The 19,917-nt window shown below is 45.1% G+C and carries 14 protein-coding genes; 4 read left to right on the forward strand and 10 right to left on the reverse strand.

The window, feature by feature from the left end:
- The first annotated feature begins 124 nt into the window (after positions 1-124).
- On the forward strand, positions 125-1,480 hold the full coding sequence (locus AACU28_RS22405; RefSeq protein ID WP_004736003.1) for a Do family serine endopeptidase: 1,356 nt from the start codon (positions 125-127) through the stop codon (positions 1,478-1,480).
- 158 nt (positions 1,481-1,638) lie between these two features.
- The gene (gene degS, locus AACU28_RS22410; RefSeq protein WP_004736004.1) at positions 1,639-2,703 is read left to right on the forward strand and encodes an outer membrane-stress sensor serine endopeptidase DegS; all 1,065 of its coding nucleotides are present in this window, start codon (positions 1,639-1,641) and stop codon (positions 2,701-2,703) included.
- Between the two features lie 181 nt (positions 2,704-2,884).
- On the opposite strand, the gene parC is transcribed toward degS, so the two are convergent.
- The 6 genes from parC to nudF form a co-directional block, all read right to left on the reverse strand.
- A complete protein-coding gene (gene parC, locus AACU28_RS22415; RefSeq protein ID WP_004736005.1) occupies positions 2,885-5,143 on the reverse strand; it encodes a DNA topoisomerase IV subunit A in 2,259 nt (752 codons plus the stop codon).
- A gap of 3 nt (positions 5,144-5,146) precedes the next feature.
- Positions 5,147-7,027 carry a DNA topoisomerase IV subunit B gene (gene parE, locus AACU28_RS22420; protein ID WP_017077669.1) on the reverse strand — a complete coding sequence of 627 codons (1,881 nt, stop codon included), beginning with the start codon at positions 7,025-7,027 and terminating at the stop codon, positions 5,147-5,149.
- 239 nt (positions 7,028-7,266) lie between these two features.
- Positions 7,267-7,872 carry an esterase YqiA gene (yqiA, locus tag AACU28_RS22425; protein ID WP_121603608.1) on the reverse strand — a complete coding sequence of 202 codons (606 nt, stop codon included), beginning with the start codon at positions 7,870-7,872 and terminating at the stop codon, positions 7,267-7,269.
- A 1-nt stretch (position 7,873) separates the two neighbouring features.
- Positions 7,874-8,698, reverse strand: a complete 825-nt coding sequence (gene cpdA, locus AACU28_RS22430) for a 3',5'-cyclic-AMP phosphodiesterase (protein ID WP_121603609.1) — start codon at positions 8,696-8,698, stop codon at positions 7,874-7,876.
- 60 nt (positions 8,699-8,758) lie between these two features.
- Complete coding sequence (locus AACU28_RS22435) at positions 8,759-9,199, reverse strand: DUF1249 family protein (protein WP_008222561.1); 441 nt, start codon at positions 9,197-9,199, stop codon at positions 8,759-8,761.
- Positions 9,200-9,203: 4 nt separating this feature from the next.
- The gene (gene nudF, locus AACU28_RS22440) at positions 9,204-9,833 is read right to left on the reverse strand and encodes an ADP-ribose diphosphatase (RefSeq protein WP_121603610.1); all 630 of its coding nucleotides are present in this window, start codon (positions 9,831-9,833) and stop codon (positions 9,204-9,206) included.
- A gap of 227 nt (positions 9,834-10,060) precedes the next feature.
- Between nudF and tolC the strand changes: the two genes are divergently transcribed.
- Positions 10,061-11,371 carry an outer membrane channel protein TolC gene (gene tolC / locus AACU28_RS22445; protein ID WP_017067235.1) on the forward strand — a complete coding sequence of 437 codons (1,311 nt, stop codon included), beginning with the start codon at positions 10,061-10,063 and terminating at the stop codon, positions 11,369-11,371.
- 129 nt (positions 11,372-11,500) lie between these two features.
- Here the strand turns inward: tolC and hldE are convergent, their stop codons facing one another.
- From hldE to AACU28_RS22460, 3 genes are all read right to left on the reverse strand, one after another.
- Positions 11,501-12,931 carry a bifunctional D-glycero-beta-D-manno-heptose-7-phosphate kinase/D-glycero-beta-D-manno-heptose 1-phosphate adenylyltransferase HldE gene (hldE, locus tag AACU28_RS22450; RefSeq protein ID WP_017087492.1) on the reverse strand — a complete coding sequence of 477 codons (1,431 nt, stop codon included), beginning with the start codon at positions 12,929-12,931 and terminating at the stop codon, positions 11,501-11,503.
- A 121-nt stretch (positions 12,932-13,052) separates the two neighbouring features.
- Complete coding sequence (gene glnE / locus AACU28_RS22455) at positions 13,053-15,902, reverse strand: bifunctional [glutamate--ammonia ligase]-adenylyl-L-tyrosine phosphorylase/[glutamate--ammonia-ligase] adenylyltransferase (RefSeq protein WP_004735956.1); 2,850 nt, start codon at positions 15,900-15,902, stop codon at positions 13,053-13,055.
- Between the two features lie 253 nt (positions 15,903-16,155).
- On the reverse strand, positions 16,156-17,412 hold the full coding sequence (locus AACU28_RS22460; RefSeq protein WP_102455863.1) for a methyl-accepting chemotaxis protein: 1,257 nt from the start codon (positions 17,410-17,412) through the stop codon (positions 16,156-16,158).
- Positions 17,413-17,509: 97 nt separating this feature from the next.
- On the opposite strand from AACU28_RS22460, the gene AACU28_RS22465 reads away from it, so the two are divergent.
- Positions 17,510-18,259, forward strand: a complete 750-nt coding sequence (locus AACU28_RS22465) for a potassium channel family protein (RefSeq protein ID WP_004735958.1) — start codon at positions 17,510-17,512, stop codon at positions 18,257-18,259.
- 51 nt (positions 18,260-18,310) lie between these two features.
- Here AACU28_RS22465 and AACU28_RS22470 read toward each other — a convergent pair whose 3' ends face one another.
- Positions 18,311-19,828 carry a CYTH and CHAD domain-containing protein gene (locus AACU28_RS22470; RefSeq protein WP_017077663.1) on the reverse strand — a complete coding sequence of 506 codons (1,518 nt, stop codon included), beginning with the start codon at positions 19,826-19,828 and terminating at the stop codon, positions 18,311-18,313.
- Positions 19,829-19,917 lie beyond the last annotated feature (89 nt).

The following is a 19,917-nucleotide window of genomic DNA, read 5'->3' on the forward strand; positions in this document are numbered from 1 at the left end:
ATTTAACACTTCTGTGAACTTTACAAAGGTTTTTGAGTCATAACTTTCACTCAGGTCATTTGAAACTTCTCATACTTATTAAACGTATAAGAGGGTTAAGACCTAAACTAGAGAGGAGTTTATGATGAAAAAACCTTTGCTTGCTTTATCGGTACTGACTTTAAGCTTAAGTTCAATCATCACCCCCATTCAAGCAACAGCCGCACTGCCATTGAGTGTGGGTAATGAACAATTACCAAGCCTTGCACCTATGCTTGAACAAGTGACCCCCGCTGTGGTTAGTATTGCCGTAGAAGGCAAACAGGTACAACGTCAGCAAATCCCTGAACAATTTCAATTCTTTTTTGGTCCAGAACAAACACGAGAACGCCCATTCCGCGGGCTAGGTTCTGGTGTGATCATTGATGCCAAGAAAGGCCATATTGTCACCAATTACCATGTCATCAATGGTGCCGACGATATCAAAGTAAAACTTCATGATGGTCGAGAGTACGATGCCGAGCTGATCGGCGGCGACCAGATGTCGGATATCGCGCTATTAAAACTCGAAACAGCCAAGAACCTTACCCAGATAAAAGTTGCAGACTCCGACAAGTTAAGAGTCGGTGATTTCAGTGTCGCTATCGGCAACCCATTTGGACTCGGTCAAACCGTGACATCCGGGATCGTTTCTGCACTCGGTCGTAGCGGCCTAAATCTAGAGAACTTTGAAAACTTCATTCAAACCGATGCCGCTATCAACAGTGGTAACTCTGGAGGTGCGTTAGTGAATCTCAACGGTGAGCTGATTGGTATCAACACGGCTATCCTTGGCCCTAACGGAGGTAATGTCGGTATCGGCTTTGCAATCCCATCCAATATGATGAAAAACCTGACAGAACAAATTCTCGATTTCGGTGAAGTAAAACGCGGTATGCTGGGTGTTCAAGGCGGAGAGGTCACCTCTGAATTGGCGGAAGCGCTTGGTTATGAATCCAGCAAAGGTGCCTTTGTCAGCCAAATTGTACCCGACAGTGCTGCGGACAAAGCCGGACTGAAAGCGGGCGATGTTATTGTCTCTATTAATGGTAAGCGTATTGATACTTTTAGCGAGTTAAGAGCCAAAGTCGCAACCCTCGGCGCAGGTAAACAGATCGAACTTGGTGTCGTTCGTGACGGAAAGAATATGACCTTTGATGTGACTCTGGGTGAATCCACCAATAGTAAGACACAAGCTGAAAAACTCCATGAAGGACTTGCCGGTGCAGAGCTCACTAACACAACCGACAGCGACTCAACGACAGGCGTCAAGGTATCAAGTGTCGCTCAAGGTTCGCCAGCAGAAGCCTATCAACTTCTTAAAGATGACATCATCATCGGGGTAAACCGCCAACCCGTTAAGAACCTTGCTGAATTTAGAAAGATTCTTGAAAAACAACCTGGCGTGTTGGCGCTTAATATCCAAAGAGGCGACAGGACTATCTATCTAGTTATTCGATAGTCATACGTCAGCGCAATTACAGGGAGGCTCAGTAAGTTTGCTTTAAACTTACTCAGTCTCCCTTTTCTTTAGATCAATCAAAATGCTATGCTTCACTCGTAATCAAGTCAGTCATCCATTGACGGATGCTCCATACCTTACTTGTTGAAGAGGGAAACATGCTGTCCTTTCTATTTCGTTCTATTTCCCTTGGACTCGTTTCAGCGGCACTTATTCTTCTCGCATTTCCGAGCTTAAGGCCAGCTATAGTTTCAGATGTCACTAGTCCTCAAGTCGATAATATTGGCTCTCTTCAGATCTCATTTAACCAAGCGGTGCGACGTGCTGCACCCGCTGTGGTCAATATTTATAGTCGTAAATACGCAGAAAGCGATCGCAATAAGCTACTGACTCAAGGTTTGGGTTCAGGAGTCATTGTTAGCGAAAAAGGCTACATCATTACCAACTTTCACGTTGTTGCTCAAGCCGACCAAATAGTTGTGGCACTTCAAGACGGACGAGTAGCCGCCGCACAGCTTGTCGGTTCAGACAAGCGCACCGATATCGCGATACTCAGAGTCAGCGGTGACAACTTACCAGTGATTCCACTGAACCAAGATTACACTGCAAATGTCGGAGATGTGGTTCTCGCTATCGGTAACCCGTATAACCTAGGTCAAACCACAACCTTTGGTATTATCTCGGCAACAGGTCGCTCTTCAATCAGTGCAGATGGTCATCAAGCCTTTATCCAGACCGATGCGGCAATCAATGAAGGTAACTCCGGTGGTGCACTTGTCAATTCACAAGGTGAGTTAGTCGGTATCAATACCGCGTCTTTCCAACAAGCTACCGACATGGAAACCTACGGGATTTCATTTGCTATCCCCTACCCACTAGCGAATAAAATCATGCAAAAAATCATCGCTGATGGTCGTGTGATTCGTGGTTATATTGGCATAGACGGACAAGACATCAACTCGGTGACGTCACGCTTACTCGGCAATAAGAATATCGGCGGTATTGTGGTACTCGGGATAGACCCGAACGGTCCTGCGGCTGATGCAGGCTTTGAAGCACAAGATATTATTGTCAGCATCAATAATACCCAGATTAGCGGACGACAGAGCGTAATGGACATTGTTACTGACCTGCGCCCAGGTACTGTCATTGATGTTGGTGTATTACGCAAAGGTGAAAACAAGACCCTCAAGGTGACTATCGCTGAAGATACACGCCTGTAGCCTATATACGTATGTTGATTGCTAACATGAAGTTAGCGACCCCACACTGTTAAACTTCCAGACACAAAAAACCCAGCTCTTAAGCTGGGTTTTCTTTTATCAATCAAGCGAATTATAAACTCAATGAAAACTAACTATATAACTAAGCGTAAGAGCTAAGTGTCATAGCTACGTGTCATAGCTAAGCGTCGCTAGGTTCATCGATATCAATGCGCGTCACTCGTTGTAGTCCTCTAGGTAGTAAACCACCACGACGACCACGTTCACCACGGAAATTTTCAAGATCCGCAGGTTTCAAGCCAAGTTTGCGTTTACCCGCATAGATTGTCAGCGTCGCATTCTCTGGGATAGCCATTAGATGCGAGACAAACTCTTCACGCTCTTTTGCTTTCGCAGAAGGAATGTTGATGATCTTGTTACCCTTACCTTTGCTCAACTGAGGTAGGTCTTTAATCGGGAACAACAACATACGACCTTGGTTAGTAATCGCCAGAATCTGGTTAGAGTCCAAGTCAGCAATCGGGCTTGGCAACATCACTTCAGAAGCTTGTGGCAAGTTAACCAACGCTTTACCGCTCTTGTTCTTAGACAGCAGATCGCTACCTTTACAAACAAAACCATAACCCGCATCAGAACCGACTAACCATAGCTGTTCATTCTCTCCCATCACCACTTGGCGAATAGAAGTACCAGGGCTGACGTTCAAGCGGCCTGTAATTGGCTCACCTTGGCTTCGTGCCGATGGCAGTGAGTGAGATTCAAGGGAGTAGCTTCGGCCATCACTGCCGAGGAACACCGCTTGTTGGTTACTCTTACCCTTAGTGCTTGCTAAGAATTTATCACCTGATTTGTAGTTCAAGCCTTCAGCGTCAACTTCATGCCCTTTAGCATGACGAATCCAACCTTTCTCAGACAACACAACCGTAATTGGTTCGCTTGGTACTAAGTCACGTTCTGTTAGCGCTTTCGCTTCAGCACGCTCAATCAACGGTGAGCGACGATCATCGCCGTATTTATCTGCATCTGCTTGGATTTCTTTTTTGATCAGGGTATTCAAGCGACGCTCTGAACCGAGTAGCTTTTCAAGCTTTTCACGTTCAGCTTCAAGCTCTTCTTGCTCAGCTCGAATTTTAAATTCTTCTAACTTAGCTAAGTTACGAAGTTTAATATCGAGTATCGCATTGGCTTGAATTTCAGAAATGTTGAAACGGTTCATCAAAACAGGACATGGTTCGTCTTCTGTTCTAATGATTTCAATCACTTCATCAATATTTAGATAAGCGGCAAGTAAGCCTTCTAAGATATGCAAGCGTGCCAGTACTTTATCTAAACGGTACTGCAAACGACGACGAACGGTCGTGCGACGGAACTCAATCCACTCTTTCAGGATTTGAACTAAGCCTTTAACTTGAGGACGGTTATCTAAACCAATCATGTTCAAGTTAACGCGGAAGTTTTTCTCTAAATCCGTCGACGCGAATAAGTGACTCATCAGTTGGTCACAGTCGATACGGTTTGAACGAGGAACCACGACGATACGCGTTGGATTCTCGTGATCTGATTCATCACGCAAGTCGTCAACCATAGGCAGCTTCTTAGCTCGCATCTGGTTCGCAATTTGCTCAAGTAACTTCGCACCTGACACTTGATGAGGTAAAGACGTGATAACGATATCAGAGCCTTCCTTGTGCCATACCGCGCGCATTTTTATGCTGCCACGGCCTGTACGGTAGATCTTTTCAATGTCCGACTTCGGCGAAATAATTTCAGCTTCTGTCGGGTAATCAGGGCCTTGAATGAAACCCATCACATCTGGAAGTTCAGCTTTCGGCGTATCAATCAAATGAATCGCCGCGTTCGCCACTTCACGTACATTGTGAGGCGGGATGTCGGTCGCCATACCAACCGCAATACCTGTAATGCCGTTAAGTAAGATATGAGGAAGGCGTGCTGGCAACATCTGAGGCTCTTTCATCGTGCCATCAAAGTTGGGTTGCCAATCAACGGTTCCCTGACCTAATTCACCAAGCAGAACTTCCGCAAACTTTGACAGTTTTGCTTCGGTATAACGCATCGCAGCGAACGATTTCGGGTCGTCCGGAGCACCCCAGTTACCTTGACCATCCACCAATGGGTAGCGGTAAGAGAAAGGCTGCGCCATCAATACCATCGCTTCGTAACAAGCAGAGTCACCGTGTGGGTGATACTTACCTAATACGTCACCAACGGTACGTGCTGATTTTTTGTATTTCGATGCAGCGGATAGGCCCAGCTCAGACATCGCGTAGATAATACGACGCTGTACTGGCTTCAAGCCATCACCGATATACGGTAATGCACGATCCATGATCACGTACATTGAGTAATTTAAGTAGGCATCTTCGGTGAACTTGCGCATTGGCAGCTGTTCAACGCCATCATATGTAATTTCGTTAGACATCCATTATACCTCGGCCATATCACCGTTAGTCTGTAGCCATGTACGGCGATCATCTGCACGTTTTTTACCAAGCAGCATGTCCATCATCTCGTTGGTCGCGTCGTTGTCATCAATCGTTAATTGAACAAGACGACGAGTATTTGGATCCATAGTGGTTTCACGTAACTGAAGTGGGTTCATTTCACCCAGACCTTTAAATCGTTGCACGTTGATTTTGGCTTTCTTCTGCGACAGTCGCTCAAGCACACCATCTTTCTCTGAGTCATCGAGTGCGTAGAACACTTCTTTACCGCAATCGATACGATACAGAGGAGGCATTGCCACATAGATATGACCCGCTTCAACCAATGCATGGAAATGGCGAGTAAATAGTGCACATAGCAGTGTCGCGATATGAAGACCATCCGAGTCCGCATCGGCAAGGATACAGATCTTACCGTAACGCAGGCCTGACAAATCATCGTTATCTGGGTCGATGCCCAGAGCAACTGAAATATCATGTACTTCTTGTGAAGCCAATACTTGGTCTGCTGACACTTCCCACGTATTTAGGATCTTACCGCGAAGTGGCATAACCGCTTGGAACTCACGATCACGTGCTTGTTTAGCAGAACCACCCGCCGAATCCCCTTCCACGAAGAAGATTTCGGTACGGCTTAAATCTTGAACCGAGCAGTCGGTTAGCTTACCCGGCAGTGCAGGTCCAGAAGCAATCTTTTTACGTACAACCTTTTTGCTTGCGCGCATACGACGATGTGCGTTAGCAATACAAGCTTCTGCAAGTAATTCTGCTAGCTGAGGCTTTTCATTCAGCCACAAGCTGAAAGCATCCTTCACTACACCAGACACAAACGCAGCAGTTTGACGAGAAGATAAGCGCTCTTTTGTTTGACCCGCAAATTGTGGATCTTGCATCTTCACAGATAGAACGTAAGAACAACGGTCAAAAATGTCATCACCCGTCAACTTAACGCCACGAGGGAGAAGATTACGGAACTCACAGAACTCACGCATTGCATCAAGCAGACCCTGTCGAAGACCGTTTACGTGTGTACCACCTTGCTTAGTTGGTACTAAGTTCACATAACTTTCGGTGATCATATCACCGCCTTCTGGCTGCCAAATGATCGCCCAGTTCGCCATTTCCGTTTCAGCAACGAATTCGCCAACATAAGGTTCTTCAGGCAATAAGGTATAACCTTTCACACCTTCAGCAAGGTAGTCTTTTAGACCGTCTTCATAGAACCATTTATGTTCTTCACCGCCAACCTTGTCGATAAAGGTGATTTCTAAACCAGGGCAAAGTACGGCTTTAGCTCGCAGGTTATTAATAAGGCGTAAAACAGAGAACTTAGAGCTATCGAAGTATTTTGGATCTGGCCAGAAATGCACGGTAGTACCGGTATTGCGATGACCACAAGTCCCCGTAACCGTAAGGTCGGTTACGGCATGACCACCCTCAAGGGCGATTTCATGTACCTGACCGTCACGACGAACCGTTACTTCAACGCGTTTTGACAGCGCGTTTACCACCGAGATACCTACCCCGTGCAAACCACCTGAAAACTTATAGTTATTGTTTGAAAATTTACCGCCTGAGTGGAGCTTAGTTAAAATCAGCTCAACACCCGAGATGCCTTTTTCAGGGTGGATATCAACCGGCATACCACGGCCATCATCAGTAACTTCTAACGATTGGTCAGCATGAAGCACAACTTTAATTTTCTTAGCGTGTCCCGCTAGTGCTTCATCGACCGAGTTATCAATGACTTCTTGGGCAAGGTGGTTTGGTCTTTCTGTCTCTGTATACATTCCCGGGCGGTGTCGCACGGGATCGAGACCTTCAAGTACCTCGAGGTCTTTTGCATTATATTGTTCAGTCATAATACGGAGTTTACTCAAAAAGTTTGCGTCTGTTCGCTGGCTCTAGTTTCACTAAAGCAGAATCATTACTATGAACCTTCATAGTAGAGCGAACGAGCGAAGTATTGGGGAATATAGTCTGGAAGCTGAGTAATGATGTCAAGCTAGTTCAAAAACTAAGACATCAAACTATGATATTTCACCATTGATAGATGAAATAACAGGCAAACAAGAGAAAATCACTCTGTTGATGAAACAGATTAGAGGTTTAGAAAAGTGACGATTTGTTGTGGGTAACGTTCAAAATCAACAAAGCTATGATCCCCGCCCTCTTCTACTGTCTGTGTCGCACCTTGGTACTTCTCTACCGCTTGTCGGTAATCCAGAACTTCGTCTTCCGTTTGCTGAAGTAACCAGAAGTCACTCGGCTTAGCGATAGCCGGAACCTCTAACGCCTTCAGTTCATCGATATGCTTTGTTTCCAGCACATATCGTTCATCTGTATATGGGTTTACTTGCTCACCTAAATAATCAGCAAGAAGCTCATACGGCTTCACGGCTGGATTTACAACCACCGCCTTGAAACCATAATGACTATTTAACCATGTTGAAAGATAGCCACCCAACGAACTACCGACTAACGCGATCTGATATTGATCTTTATATTGCTCCACCAGCTGCTGTAAATGCAGAGCTGCTTGCTGAGGGAAGCTCGGTAGTTGAGGCGTTACGACTTTAATATCCGCGCGATGCTTCGCACAGTAATCAGCCATTACGTTCGCTTTGTGAGAACGTGATGAACTGTTAAAACCGTGAATATAGAGAAGCAACGATGGCTTAGCGGTTTGCTGATTAAAATCCGGCATATTAGTAACCACCTGCATCAAAATCTGGCGAGAACTGCCCATTAGGCAAACGGCGAACCTGCGTAGTTACCGTACCATCTTGGTGCAATTCAATCTCTCGCCAGCCAGGAGATAAAGTATCAACCGCAAAATCGTTCGAGTTTGGTTTGAATTGAACACAAGTCGATGGGGTTGCCATGACTTGTACACCATGATGATTGCGATTCATATCTTGATGAACATGACCACAAAGTATCGCTTTTACATTGGTGTGCTGTTGAACCACATCCCAAAACTGCTCAGCATCTTTCAGGTTATGTTGATCAAGCCACGCACTACCGACCAATAAAGGGTGGTGGTGCAGCAAAACCAAGGTGTTACGCTTAGGGAATTCAGTCAGCTTTTGTTCTAGTAGATCAAGTTGCTGATCACTAAGGCGCCCGTGAGGTACACCCACCACTTGAGAGTCCAGCATAACCATCTGCCAGTTATCGCCTAGCAAGACATGCTCAACACACTGTATTTGTGGTGATGGTAAAACACTGCCCATATTAGGCTTGAAGTCATGGTTCCCGGGTAGCCAGTAACATGGCTTTTCCAAAGGCTTTATCCCTGACTCAAATTTCTGGTACGACTCAGCACTGTGATCTTGAGATATATCACCGGTAGCTAGAATCGCTTGATAGTCAAAGCCCTGACTAACAATGCCATCGACTACAGCACGAAAGCTATCTTGAGTGTTGATGCTTAATAAGCTGCCATTGCTCGGCGCAAATAAATGCGTGTCCGTTAGCTGCACAAGCTTAATAGTGCTCTCATCAAATTTTGAAGTGTGTGATAATTCCAAAATAACAAATCCAGATACGTTACTGTTTAGACTTTAAAAGTGTTGTTTAAGTAGGTTCAATTAAAAGGCAATTGGGGTTCGGCTGATACCCGTTTTTAAACAAAACGTTAACCATTCCCCAAGAAATTTATTCAATTGAAATTTCTCGTCCTTTTGCAAAAGCTTAGTGTTGGGGTAGTCATATTTCGCTTTAACTCGCGAAAAATCCCCGCTAGCGCACACTTCTGCAACTCGAGCGTCGTGATATAGCCTGACAGACATTTTTGGCAAAGGAAACACTGGCATCGCGTCACTCTGACATATATCTATTAAAGTGGTGTATTTTGTGACCTCATTCACTGTCAATTGATACACCATATTAACGGCTTGGTAACAGCGAACGTCACCAACCTCATGCCCAACCGGTAACAGAGCGTTAAGTTTGGCATAGTTAGTCTCGTAAACTCGCATCAATTCAGCAAGATCAACATGATACGGTTTTTTGACTGCTATATTTGGCATGACGTTAATCTATCCACTCTGACTGTAATTCTTGGTAGTTCAATTGTAGCCACTGTAGCGCAATGATCGTGGCACCATTTTCAAACACACCGTCTTTTACCAACTGATAAGCCGCTTCACGACTCATCACTTGCACACGAATGTCTTCACCTTCGTAGTCCAATCCGTGTACCCCTTTGGCTGTCGTTGCATCAACACAGCCAACAAAGACATCGAGCTTTTCTGAGCAACCGCCAGATGAAGGGTAATACGAAGTAATCGGAAATACAGATCCGACTTCGACTCCAGCTTCTTCCATTGCTTCACGACGAGCGACATCTTGCGGTGATTCATCGGTATCAATGATCCCAGCAACAATTTCGTATTGCCATGGGTTCTCATGCTCTAGAGCACCGACACGAATCTGCTCGACGATCACTACTTCGTCACGCACAGGATCATAAGGTAGCAAAGCGGCAGCATGTCCACGCTCAAACATCTCTCGTTCTATTGGTTGGCTCCAGCCGCCCTCAAACAGTCTATGTTTAAATGTGTACTTAACCATTTTGAAAAAACCACGAAACAGCGTCTCTTTTGAGACTATTTCCACATCTTGCGGAGTAAACTCATGTCGTTGATTGTCATACTGTTGCATTTGGTACCTCACTAAGTGATCTTTATAGTTTACTCATTGTCCGAGTTAACTACCAAGGATAAGGTTCAACTTTTTATATAAAATTTATAATTAAAGTTAAGTTTTAAAAAATAAATATTGCACAAGTGGACAGTTAACTGTAAAAAAGTGCAAAGTTTCGAGTAAATTACCACCAAACTGGGTTAAACTCTTTTGAAGAAAATTCCATTAAAGGCAGGAATAGGAAAATGAAAAAACTGCTTCCACTATTTATCAGTGCAGCAATCGGCAGCCTGAGTTCGTCAGCTTTTGCTGATACGCTAGCTGAAGTTTACGACCAAGCAAAACAGAACGATCCACAACTTCTTCGTTCCGCAGCGCAGCGCGATGCCGCTTTTGAAGCAGTAACGTCAAGCCGTAGTGATTTGCTACCACAAATTGATTTAAGAGCTAACTACGATATCAACCGTGGTGATTTAAGCGATAAAAACAATGACAATAACCAATGGGGAGCTGGGATTTACTTTTCTCAAGAGCTCTACCAACGCTCTTCATGGATCACGCTAGACACGGCAGAGAAAACTGCTCGTCAATCTGATTCAGCGTACGCGGCAGAGCAACAAGCTTTGATCCTACGTGTAGCAACGGCATACTTTGAAGTACTTCGAGCTCAAGATAACCTAGAATTTGTTCGTGCAGAGAAAGCCGCAGTTGCTCGTCAACTAGAACAAACAAAGCAACGTTTTGAAGTCGGTCTTTCAGCAATCACCGATGTACATGATGCACAAGCTCAGTACGATGGCGTATTGGCTGACGAAGTGTTAGCAGAGAACACTCTGATTAATAACTACGAAGGTCTACGTGAGATTACAGGTCAGGAACACTCTAACCTAAGCATCCTAGACACTGATCGTTTCTCAGCAAGCAAATCTTCTGAATCTGCTGCTGCACTGGTTGAGCAAGCAGAGCAAAAGAACCTGAGCCTTTTAGCCTCTCGTATTTCTCAAGATGTAGCAAAAGACAACATCACACTAGCAAGTTCTGGTCACCTACCAAGCTTAACGTTAGATGGTAGCTACTCTCTTGCAGATCAATCAAACAGCTCAAATGATTACGACCAAGACAACCTAAACCTAGGTTTGAACTTAGTTGTGCCTCTATATACAGGTGGTAACACGACTTCTTTGACTAAACAGGCAGAATACAACTACGTTGCTGCAAGTGAAGATCTAGAAGCAACTTACCGTAGCGTTGTAAAAGACGTACGTGCATTCAACAACAACATCACAGCTTCGATCGGCGCTCTACGCGCTTACGAACAGTCTGTTGTTTCTGCTCAGTCTGCTCTAGAAGCAACAGAAGCAGGTTTTGATGTAGGTACTCGTACTATCGTCGACGTACTAGATTCGACTCGTCGTCTATACGATGCGAACAAAAACCTTTCAGATGCTCGTTACAACTACATCCTAAGTGTACTTCAGCTTCGTCAAGCGGTTGGTACACTAAGCGAACAAGACATTGTTGATGTAAACGCAGGTCTAAAAGTAGCAAGTAAGTAATTCTTAATTACTCAGTTACCGTTACAAAAATGCCGCTCATTGAGCGGCATTTTTATTATCGATTAAAAGCTAATTCTCAACCTAACTCAAAGGTTAAGCCTTGAGGCTAGAAAACGAGAAGGCTAAGAGTTAGCCTCGACCACCTTTAATCGCTTTAATGATTTCAGTCGTAGAGCAACCATCTTCAAAGTTAAGTACTTTCACTTCACCACCAGCCGCAATCACTTCTTCACCACCAGCAATCTCTTCAGGTTTGTAATCACCACCTTTCACTAGAATGCTTGGTAGAACCTCAGAGATCAAACGTTGAGGTGTATCTTCAGAAAACGGAACCACCCAATCAACCGCGCCTAAGCCAGCCAATACCGCCATACGACGATCCGTTGGGTTCACTGGGCGACCTGGACCTTTCAAACGTTTGACTGATTCATCAGTATTCACTGCAACGATCAAACGATCACCCAGCTCAGCCGCGTGGTTCATGTAAGAAACATGGCCGGCATGCAGAATATCAAAGCAACCATTAGTCATAACTACTTTCTCGCCTTTCGCACGAGCACGTTTCACCGCTTCAACCAGTGCCGCTTCAGAGATAACGCCGTAGTCAGTGTCTTGGCTACCATGAATCGCTTCCGCTAACTCAATCGTAGACAACGTAGATGTACCAAGTTTGCCAACTACCACACCTGCAGCAGCGTTCGCTAATGCACACGCTTCATCTAGTGGCTTACCAGCAGCAACAGAAGCCGCGAGTACCGAGATAACCGTATCACCCGCACCTGTCACGTCATACACTTCTTTCGCTTGAGTCGGCAAGTGGAATGGCTCCAAACCTTTGCGAAGCAAAGTCATACCATGTTCGCTGCGCGTTACCAACAAAGCCTCGAAATCAAACTCTTCGATTAACGCGAGTCCTTTTTCGATCATTTCTTCTTCAGATTTTACTTTGCCCGCAACCAGTTCGAACTCAGCCATATTAGGCGTAAGCAAAGTCGCACCACGGTAACGTTCAAAGTCTGCGCCTTTCGGGTCAATGAATACCGGAACCTTTGCCGCACGTGCTTTTTGAATAAAACTTTGCACATGCTCCAAGGCACCTTTTGCGTAATCAGATAGGATCACCGAACGTACATTAGGAAGCGCTTGCTCCATGCGAGACAAAACAAGCTCGGGATCCGTGTTCTCAAATTTGTCTTCAAAATCAAGGCGGATTAGCTGTTGTCCTCGGCTCATCACTCGCAATTTAGTAATAGTTGGATAGTCTTCTAACTCAACGAAATCACATTTAACTTTTAGTGCACCTAGGGTGTTTTTTAACACCTCAGCAGGCTCATCTTTTCCAGTCAAACCAACGATATGAGCATGCCCACCAAGAGAGGCAATATTCATTGCTACGTTGGCAGCACCACCAGGACGCTCTTCGTTATTTTCTACTTTCACAACGGGTACAGGTGCTTCTGGTGAAATACGGCCAGTTGGGCCATACCAGTAACGGTCAAGCATTACGTCACCGACAACAAGAACGCCTGATTGGCTGTAGTCAGGTAGAATTGGTTTCATTATGGATCTCCAAAAATCGAATCTGGCTAGAGTCTAGCACACTGATTACAGTGGCTAAACTATAGATAAATGAGTAAAAGCCTATCAAGATAGACACATCAGTCACTACGTTATGACTTGGTTAAGCTTCCATCCATTGCTTCCATGCTTGAACAACATGTTCTCTTTCCATCTCAAACTTCTCAATCGCCACATCCGCATCAAGGTTGAGTAGATTACGATGATGGATTTCATCTCTTAACGTCGTATAGACATTGGTTAATGCCATGCCTTGCTGCTCGTCCATAATCCCCTGTGACAACAAGCTTTCAAAGATTCGTACATTGTCACACCAACGGGTGAGCTTAGGTTTTTCGTTGCTGTATCTCAGCACTAAATATTGCGCCAAGAACTCAATATCAGTAATACCGCCCGCATCTTGTTTCAGCATGAACCGATCGGCTTTTTTACCGCCTAAATGACCGCGCATTTTTTCACGCATATCCACAACGGACTTTTTGAGTGTTGCCTCATCACGAGCCAAGCACAGAACCTCATGGCGAGTTTTGTTGAATGCCGAAGCCAATAAGTCATCGCCGTAAATCATGCGAGCACGAGTTAGAGCTTGGTGCTCCCAAGTCCACGCATCATTGTGCTGATACTCGTCAAAGGCATCGGTTGGACTAACCAATAGACCAGAGGCACCAGAAGGGCGCAGACGAGTATCGACCTCATACAAAATACCGGAAGCGGTTCTCGTTGAGAAAATATGAATAATTCGTTGTGCCAATCTTAAATAGAACTGGCGTCCATCAATCTCTTTCTTACCGTCAGTATAGATGTGTACCGGGCAGTCGTGCATGAAGACAATATCAAGGTCTGAGTTATAGCCCAGCTCCCAACCGCCGACCTTGCCATAGCCGACAACCGCAAAACCACGGCCTTCTCGGTCTTTCACATGAGTGGGCTCACCGAACTTAGCTGACACTTGCAGCCACGCTTGGTTAATACCCGCCTCAACAATCGCTTCGGCTAAATAGGTCAGGTGATCACTGACCTTCATGACAGGCAGAGCACCTGCAATATCCGCGGCTGCAATCCTCAAGATACAAGTCTGCTTAAACTGACGCAGACCTTCCATCTGTTGCTCCATATCATCTTCAGGAATTCGAGCTAGGTAATCTCTCAGCTCAGTCTTGTAAGACTCTAAAGGTACTGGATTATAGAGTTGTTGAGGGTCAATAAGTTCATCTAATAGAATTGGATAACGGCCAAGCTGCTCCGAAATCATCGGGCTCGCAGTACATAAACGAACTAACTGAGTTAACGCGGCTGGGTGTTCATCCAATAGCTCAAGGTACGTGGTGCGCGTGACTATTTTATGGAGAAGGTGCAACACTCGAGATAAACCAAACTCTGCATCCTTGGCGGTGTACAACGCTTGGAACACTTTAGGCATCAAGCGATTTAAAACCTCCCGTCCACGTGGGCCAAGGGTTTTCTTCGCTAAATCCGCTTTAAATTGGATAATGGTTTTCGCCGCTTCCAGCGGGTTAGCAATCGCGATGTCATGCTCAAGAACCTGCTCAATCACGTCTTGTTTATGGGCCATATCCCACAGTTCACTAAAGTGACTCGCGATTGGATTGGCGTCGTCTTCATCGACACCAATCAGATCTTCGAAAACAGTATGTACATTCGCCATATGAACACGAGTTGCCGTAATCAAACTATCCCAATCAGCAAATTGCATTGCGACAGCGAGCTGCAGTTGCTCGAACTCACCATCTGGTAAGGTTTGAGTTTGCTTGTCAGACATCGCTTGCAATAGGTTTTCAAGGCGACGTAAAAACAGGTAGGCCTCACGTAAATGACCGACTTCTTTGGTCTCTAATAAATTGAGAGACTCAATAGCACTTAACGTTTCTAGTAACCCTCGACCACGCAGGCTAGGCTCGCGCCCGCCACGAATCAATTGAAAAACTTGCGCAATAAATTCAACTTCACGAATACCACCAGAACCAAGCTTGATGTTATTGGAAAGGCCACGACGGCGAACTTCACTGCTGATCATCGACTTCATTCGACGCAGAGATTGGATCGCACTGAAATCGATATAACGACGAAACACAAACGGGCGCAACATCTGGCGAAGCTCTTGATATTCAGGGTACATTTCACTACCCATCACTCGCGCCTTAACCATCGCGTAGCGTTCCCAATCTCGGCCTTGTTCTTGATAATAATCTTCTAGCGCAGCGTAACTCATGACCAGTGGACCACTCTCACCGAATGGACGCAGACGCATGTCTACTCGATAACAGAATCCATCAAAGGTTTGCTGATCAAGCGCCTTGATAATCCGTTGCCCTAAACGCGTGAAAAATTGGGCGTTGGCGATACTTCGTCGTGCACCTTGTGTTTCACCATTCTCAGGGTAAGTAAAAATCAGATCGATATCAGAAGAGAAATTAAGCTCACCGCCACCAAGCTTGCCCATACCGATGATCAACATCGGCTGCGCTTCACCCAGATCATTACAAGGTGTGCCCCACTCTTTACAGCAAATATCGTACTGCCACTGATAGGTCTCGAAGATCATCGCCTCTGCCAACATCGATAGATGGCTTAAGCTCTGCTCTAGCTCCCACGCACCCAAAAAATCACGCCAAGCAATGTAGGTCATTTCTCGATTACGGAATTGACGCAGCACACGCTGGCCACTCATTTCATCAGCACAACCAGAAAGTAACTCGGCTAATCGCTGACGATACCCTTCAGCACGCTCTTCACATGCCAGCATATCAGGTAGGGAGTTGGATAAAACCGTATCACGCTGTAAGCAATCAGCAACAAAACAACTTAAACCGAGTACACGTTTAAGATCTTCAATCATTGGCTCTGGCCAAGCATTGATAGCTTCACTTTGATGCTCTAATAATTGCTCAAAAGCAGACTGGGAATGCGTGGTGAGTTGAGAAGGCAATGGCATGTTTCTTCCTTGTGTAAGCTGCGCGCCGAACAATTGGTTCTGTTCTTTAGTAAATAGTTTTAACAGGCAAGTTTAACAACGAGCTTTGAGAACCCGTTTTAATATCTAAGGATAAGTTATACCAAAGTTACGCCAATAAAAAACGCCCACATTAGCAATGTGGGCGTTTTATCGGTTAACTTATCGAATCGGGCCTTTCCTAGCTATCGAATACTAGAAGTACTTCTGAGGAGTAAAGACCAAGACCCCATAATTAAACCTTAAATTGTTTAATCTTACCGTCCAGTTCTTGCGCGTTGGTTTCCATGAGCTGAGAAGTCTCTAACAGTTCACCAACGACCACGACAGAAGCTTCGACAAGCTCACGAACATTCGTTAGGTTGACACTCATCTCTTCAGCAACACTGCTCTGTTGGCCTGCAGCGGTCGCGATCTGGAAGTTCATATCATTGATTTGGTTGACTTGGCTTACTATGCCATCCAACTCTGAGCCAGCATTGGTTACCAGTTCAACGCCTTCAGCCGCTTCTACAACACTCTTCTCCATCAACTCTACGGCTGAATTAGCGCTGCTTTGTAGGTGACTGATCATATCTTGAATTTCAACTGTCGCTTGTTGAGTACGCTGCGCAAGGTTACGAACCTCATCGGCAACAACCGCAAAACCACGTCCCGCTTCACCTGCACGTGCGGCTTCAATCGCTGCGTTCAATGCTAACAGGTTCGTTTGCTCTGAAATTCCTTGGATAGTACCCACAACGCTGCCAATCGAATCAACGCGTTCTTCTACTTGATTTACCGCTGCTGCAGATGCTGCGATATCTGAAGATAGCTCACTCATCTTAGAAACTGAGCCTTGAACGAACTTCTGACCGGTCAATGCTTGGCCTGATGCCTGTTCAGTCAATGAAGACGCACTTTGTGCATGCTCAGCGACAGTTTGTACGGTCGAAGTCATTTCACTCATAGCTGTCGCTAGCTGATCGATCTCGTCGAACTCTTCTTGAGCCGAATCTTTGGTTTCTGACATGCTAATGGTCATCACTTCTGTCAGAGCAAATAACTCGTCTGAAGAGGCCACTTGAGTTTTGATCATGTCGTTCAGTTGGACGCGAGTTTTTTCAAGTTCGCGTGCCACATCGCCGTATTCATCTTTACAGTCCATTTCAATCGGCACTGATAGATTCTTATCGGCCATGATTTTAATGGCGTCATTAAGGTACTGAGTTTGGCGAAGCATAACGCGCGCCGCCGCTAATAGAAGAACCACAAACACAATGATCATCAAGGCTGTTTGCCAAGCCACTTGAACTAGGTAAGTCTCGTAATGCTGCTGTGCAACTTGCGCATTATTGGTTACAGCAAGCAATGAATCGTAAAACGTACTTGCGTCCCATAACTGCTTCGAAATGATCAAGATAGTGCTGAATATCATCAGCATGACCATTTTTGGAACGAGACGAACGTCAGAGATTATCCTTTCCCACGGCTTGAATGACAGTTTAGTCATTGTCAGTTCTCCATTAATTCTTATATATTGATGGCTTCTATATCCGCGAGGTGGCTATGTCAGTCAAAGTTCGCGATTTATTTTGAGCCTCGTATGAATGTTGAATAATACCAAAGACGCCACCAAGCCGATGAGCTTATTGTCACTGATTCTCTCTTTCTTAGCGTTATTTGTGATCTCAGGCTTATTGTTCGTTCCGATTGATAAAGAATCAAAACAAGTTCTTATCGGCCTCGATTTTATAATCTGTAGTGTTTTTCTTTTTCAGCTCACGATTGATCTATTGAGATCACAAAATAAGAAAGAATATCTAAAAGTACACTGGATCGATTTCTTAGCAAGCATCCCAATGATCGAACCACTTCGTTTCGCTCGCATTTTTCAGATCCTGCGTGTCATTCTTGTGCTCCGCTCGGGTAAACGTGTTTTCAGAGAGCTGTTTCGTAATCGCAAAGAAACCACGCTCGCCTCGATTATTCTGCTGCTGGTTATTCTCCTAACCATAGGAGCTGGAACAATACTTCTGTTAGAACACAAAGATCCCAATGCCAACATTACCACTGGCCAAGATGCTTTGTGGTGGGCTTTCGTTACCATCAGTACCGTAGGATACGGCGATCATTACCCCGTGACGAACTCAGGGAAATTAGTCGCCTCTCTGGTGATCATTTGTGGTGTGGGTGTTTTCGGTATGATTTCAGGCTTGATTACTTCTCTGATCACCTCCCCAACTCACCATGAGAATCAACGAGCAGAAAACAAAGAGAAGCATCTTGAAAAGATCATAGAGCAACAACAGAAAATACTAGAGCGACTAGAAAAGCTCGAGCAACAAACAAAAAAATAGGGCCGAAACCCTATTTTCAAATTCATACTTATACTGATGCCGGTATTGAGTTTAGTCTTGCCAGTATGGCTCAACCTCAACACTGATTTGGCGTGTCTGTTCCATCGCATGCAGAATAGACACTTCTTGGCGAGCCAACCAACGCTCTAGCTGAACCTTCTCATCGCCTTCCAATTTCTCAGTCAAAGGCTCTAACGTTTTAAGTGCCAGCAAGTCATCAATGCCTTGTACCATATCGGCCCATGGCAAGCGGAAGCTGTTTCGTTCATCGTCATCATACAAACTCGCGAAACCAACGCCAGAATACAGATTACGCATCAAACGGTATTGCTGATCAATATACGCTTGGCTGGTCATCACTCGCTCTGGCGGGAAAGCTTCCATCAAATCAGCCCATGTGCGATCGAGTTGCTGCACGGAAAACCATTCGATACCACGAGCCATTTGCTCACGTGCCTTTTCATCTAAGAAAGGTTGCCAGCCACGAGACAAGATCCAACGGCTAAGATCTAATAATAAACCGGTGTATCGAGCAGAACTCAATAAGGTCAGCAGGTCTTCACGATCTGGCAGTTGCTCTTGCATCTCTTTCAGCTCAGCGACCAAGAACTTACGTGCATCTAGCTTACGCAGCACGTGGCCTTTATCTTCAAGCAAGTCTTCGAAGTGGTCATAACTTTTTAGCCAATCAAGCTCTTGCTCAAGCCACTTAAGTTCTTGGCGTAAAATAGCACTCGCGCGTCTTGGAACAATGTCACCATAGATAGTGAAGGTTTGACGAATAAAACTTAGCGAATGACTTATTTCATGTAACGCTTCAATCGATTGACGCTCAGTAAAAATCTGCTCGTGAGAGTGCCAATGAGCGAGAGCATGCTCTAAAGATTGAATGAAACACGATTCAACAGTATCACTTTTATCAGTATCAACTAAGGTCAAAGGAGTGACTTCATCTCCTTGATAACCTTGAGCAAGACGGTAACCCTTAGCGGCTTTGCTGAGATTCCCTAAACGCATGCCACCTTGTTCGCAGAATTGACGAGACAATGTAAATAGAGCATCCGTTTGACCCGATTTAAGTTCCAATTCGACTTCGCAAATCGGTTCTTGCAGATCGCCTGACTCAACAAAGCCTTGGTCGAACGCAACCTCAACCTGGCTGCCATCTGGCATACCAATCAACCACTGCTCACGCGTGAAGTTGGTAGAGAACAGAGGAGTCAGCTCAGCTTGCAACGTTTCGATGTCTTTACCCGCTGGCCAGATATCCTCTGGATGCAGGGCTAGCTTAGGTTCATTGCTATCGTGTTCTGCATTGTATTCAGGCCTTTGATGCAGACCAGCAACCACACGACCAGCGGTCTTTACGGTTTGTACAAATACGTCATCAAAACGTCGAATACGCAAGCCAATATCGTGCTTACGTAGCCAGTTGTCAGGGGTGTCAAAGTAGATGTTACCTAGCTCGCGACAACTGTGCTGAAGTACTTTAGTTTCAGCAATTTTATTGCGTAAAGTCTCTGAAAAATCAGGAGAAACAAAAAACTTCAGTTCTATCTCGGTTTCCATAGTTATACCTTTCTGTGAAGATAGGGACAGGATATTGCCAATTTGAAAACTCAGCAAGTCAGAAATATCGCCCTTATGATGATCTAAAA

This window comes from Vibrio sp. SBT000027, from assembly GCF_963894355.1.
Lineage (GTDB): Bacteria > Pseudomonadota > Gammaproteobacteria > Enterobacterales > Vibrionaceae > Vibrio > Vibrio splendidus.

Coding starts and splice junctions, on each gene's coding strand:
- AACU28_RS22405 (WP_004736003.1), top strand. CDS start 125: ATGAAAAAACCTTTGCTTGCTTTATCGGTACTGACTTTAAGCTTAAGT.
- AACU28_RS22465 (WP_004735958.1), top strand. CDS start 17,510: ATGTTGAATAATACCAAAGACGCCACCAAGCCGATGAGCTTATTGTCA.
- nudF (WP_121603610.1), bottom strand. CDS start 9,833: ATGCAACAGTATGACAATCAACGACATGAGTTTACTCCGCAAGATGTG.
- hldE (WP_017087492.1), bottom strand. CDS start 12,931: ATGAAACCAATTCTACCTGACTACAGCCAATCAGGCGTTCTTGTTGTC.
- AACU28_RS22460 (WP_102455863.1), bottom strand. CDS start 17,412: ATGACTAAACTGTCATTCAAGCCGTGGGAAAGGATAATCTCTGACGTT.
- degS (WP_004736004.1), top strand. CDS start 1,639: ATGCTGTCCTTTCTATTTCGTTCTATTTCCCTTGGACTCGTTTCAGCG.
- glnE (WP_004735956.1), bottom strand. CDS start 15,902: ATGCCATTGCCTTCTCAACTCACCACGCATTCCCAGTCTGCTTTTGAG.
- yqiA (WP_121603608.1), bottom strand. CDS start 7,872: ATGCCGGATTTTAATCAGCAAACCGCTAAGCCATCGTTGCTTCTCTAT.
- parE (WP_017077669.1), bottom strand. CDS start 7,027: ATGACTGAACAATATAATGCAAAAGACCTCGAGGTACTTGAAGGTCTC.
- AACU28_RS22470 (WP_017077663.1), bottom strand. CDS start 19,828: ATGGAAACCGAGATAGAACTGAAGTTTTTTGTTTCTCCTGATTTTTCA.
- AACU28_RS22435 (WP_008222561.1), bottom strand. CDS start 9,199: ATGCCAAATATAGCAGTCAAAAAACCGTATCATGTTGATCTTGCTGAA.
- tolC (WP_017067235.1), top strand. CDS start 10,061: ATGAAAAAACTGCTTCCACTATTTATCAGTGCAGCAATCGGCAGCCTG.
- parC (WP_004736005.1), bottom strand. CDS start 5,143: ATGTCTAACGAAATTACATATGATGGCGTTGAACAGCTGCCAATGCGC.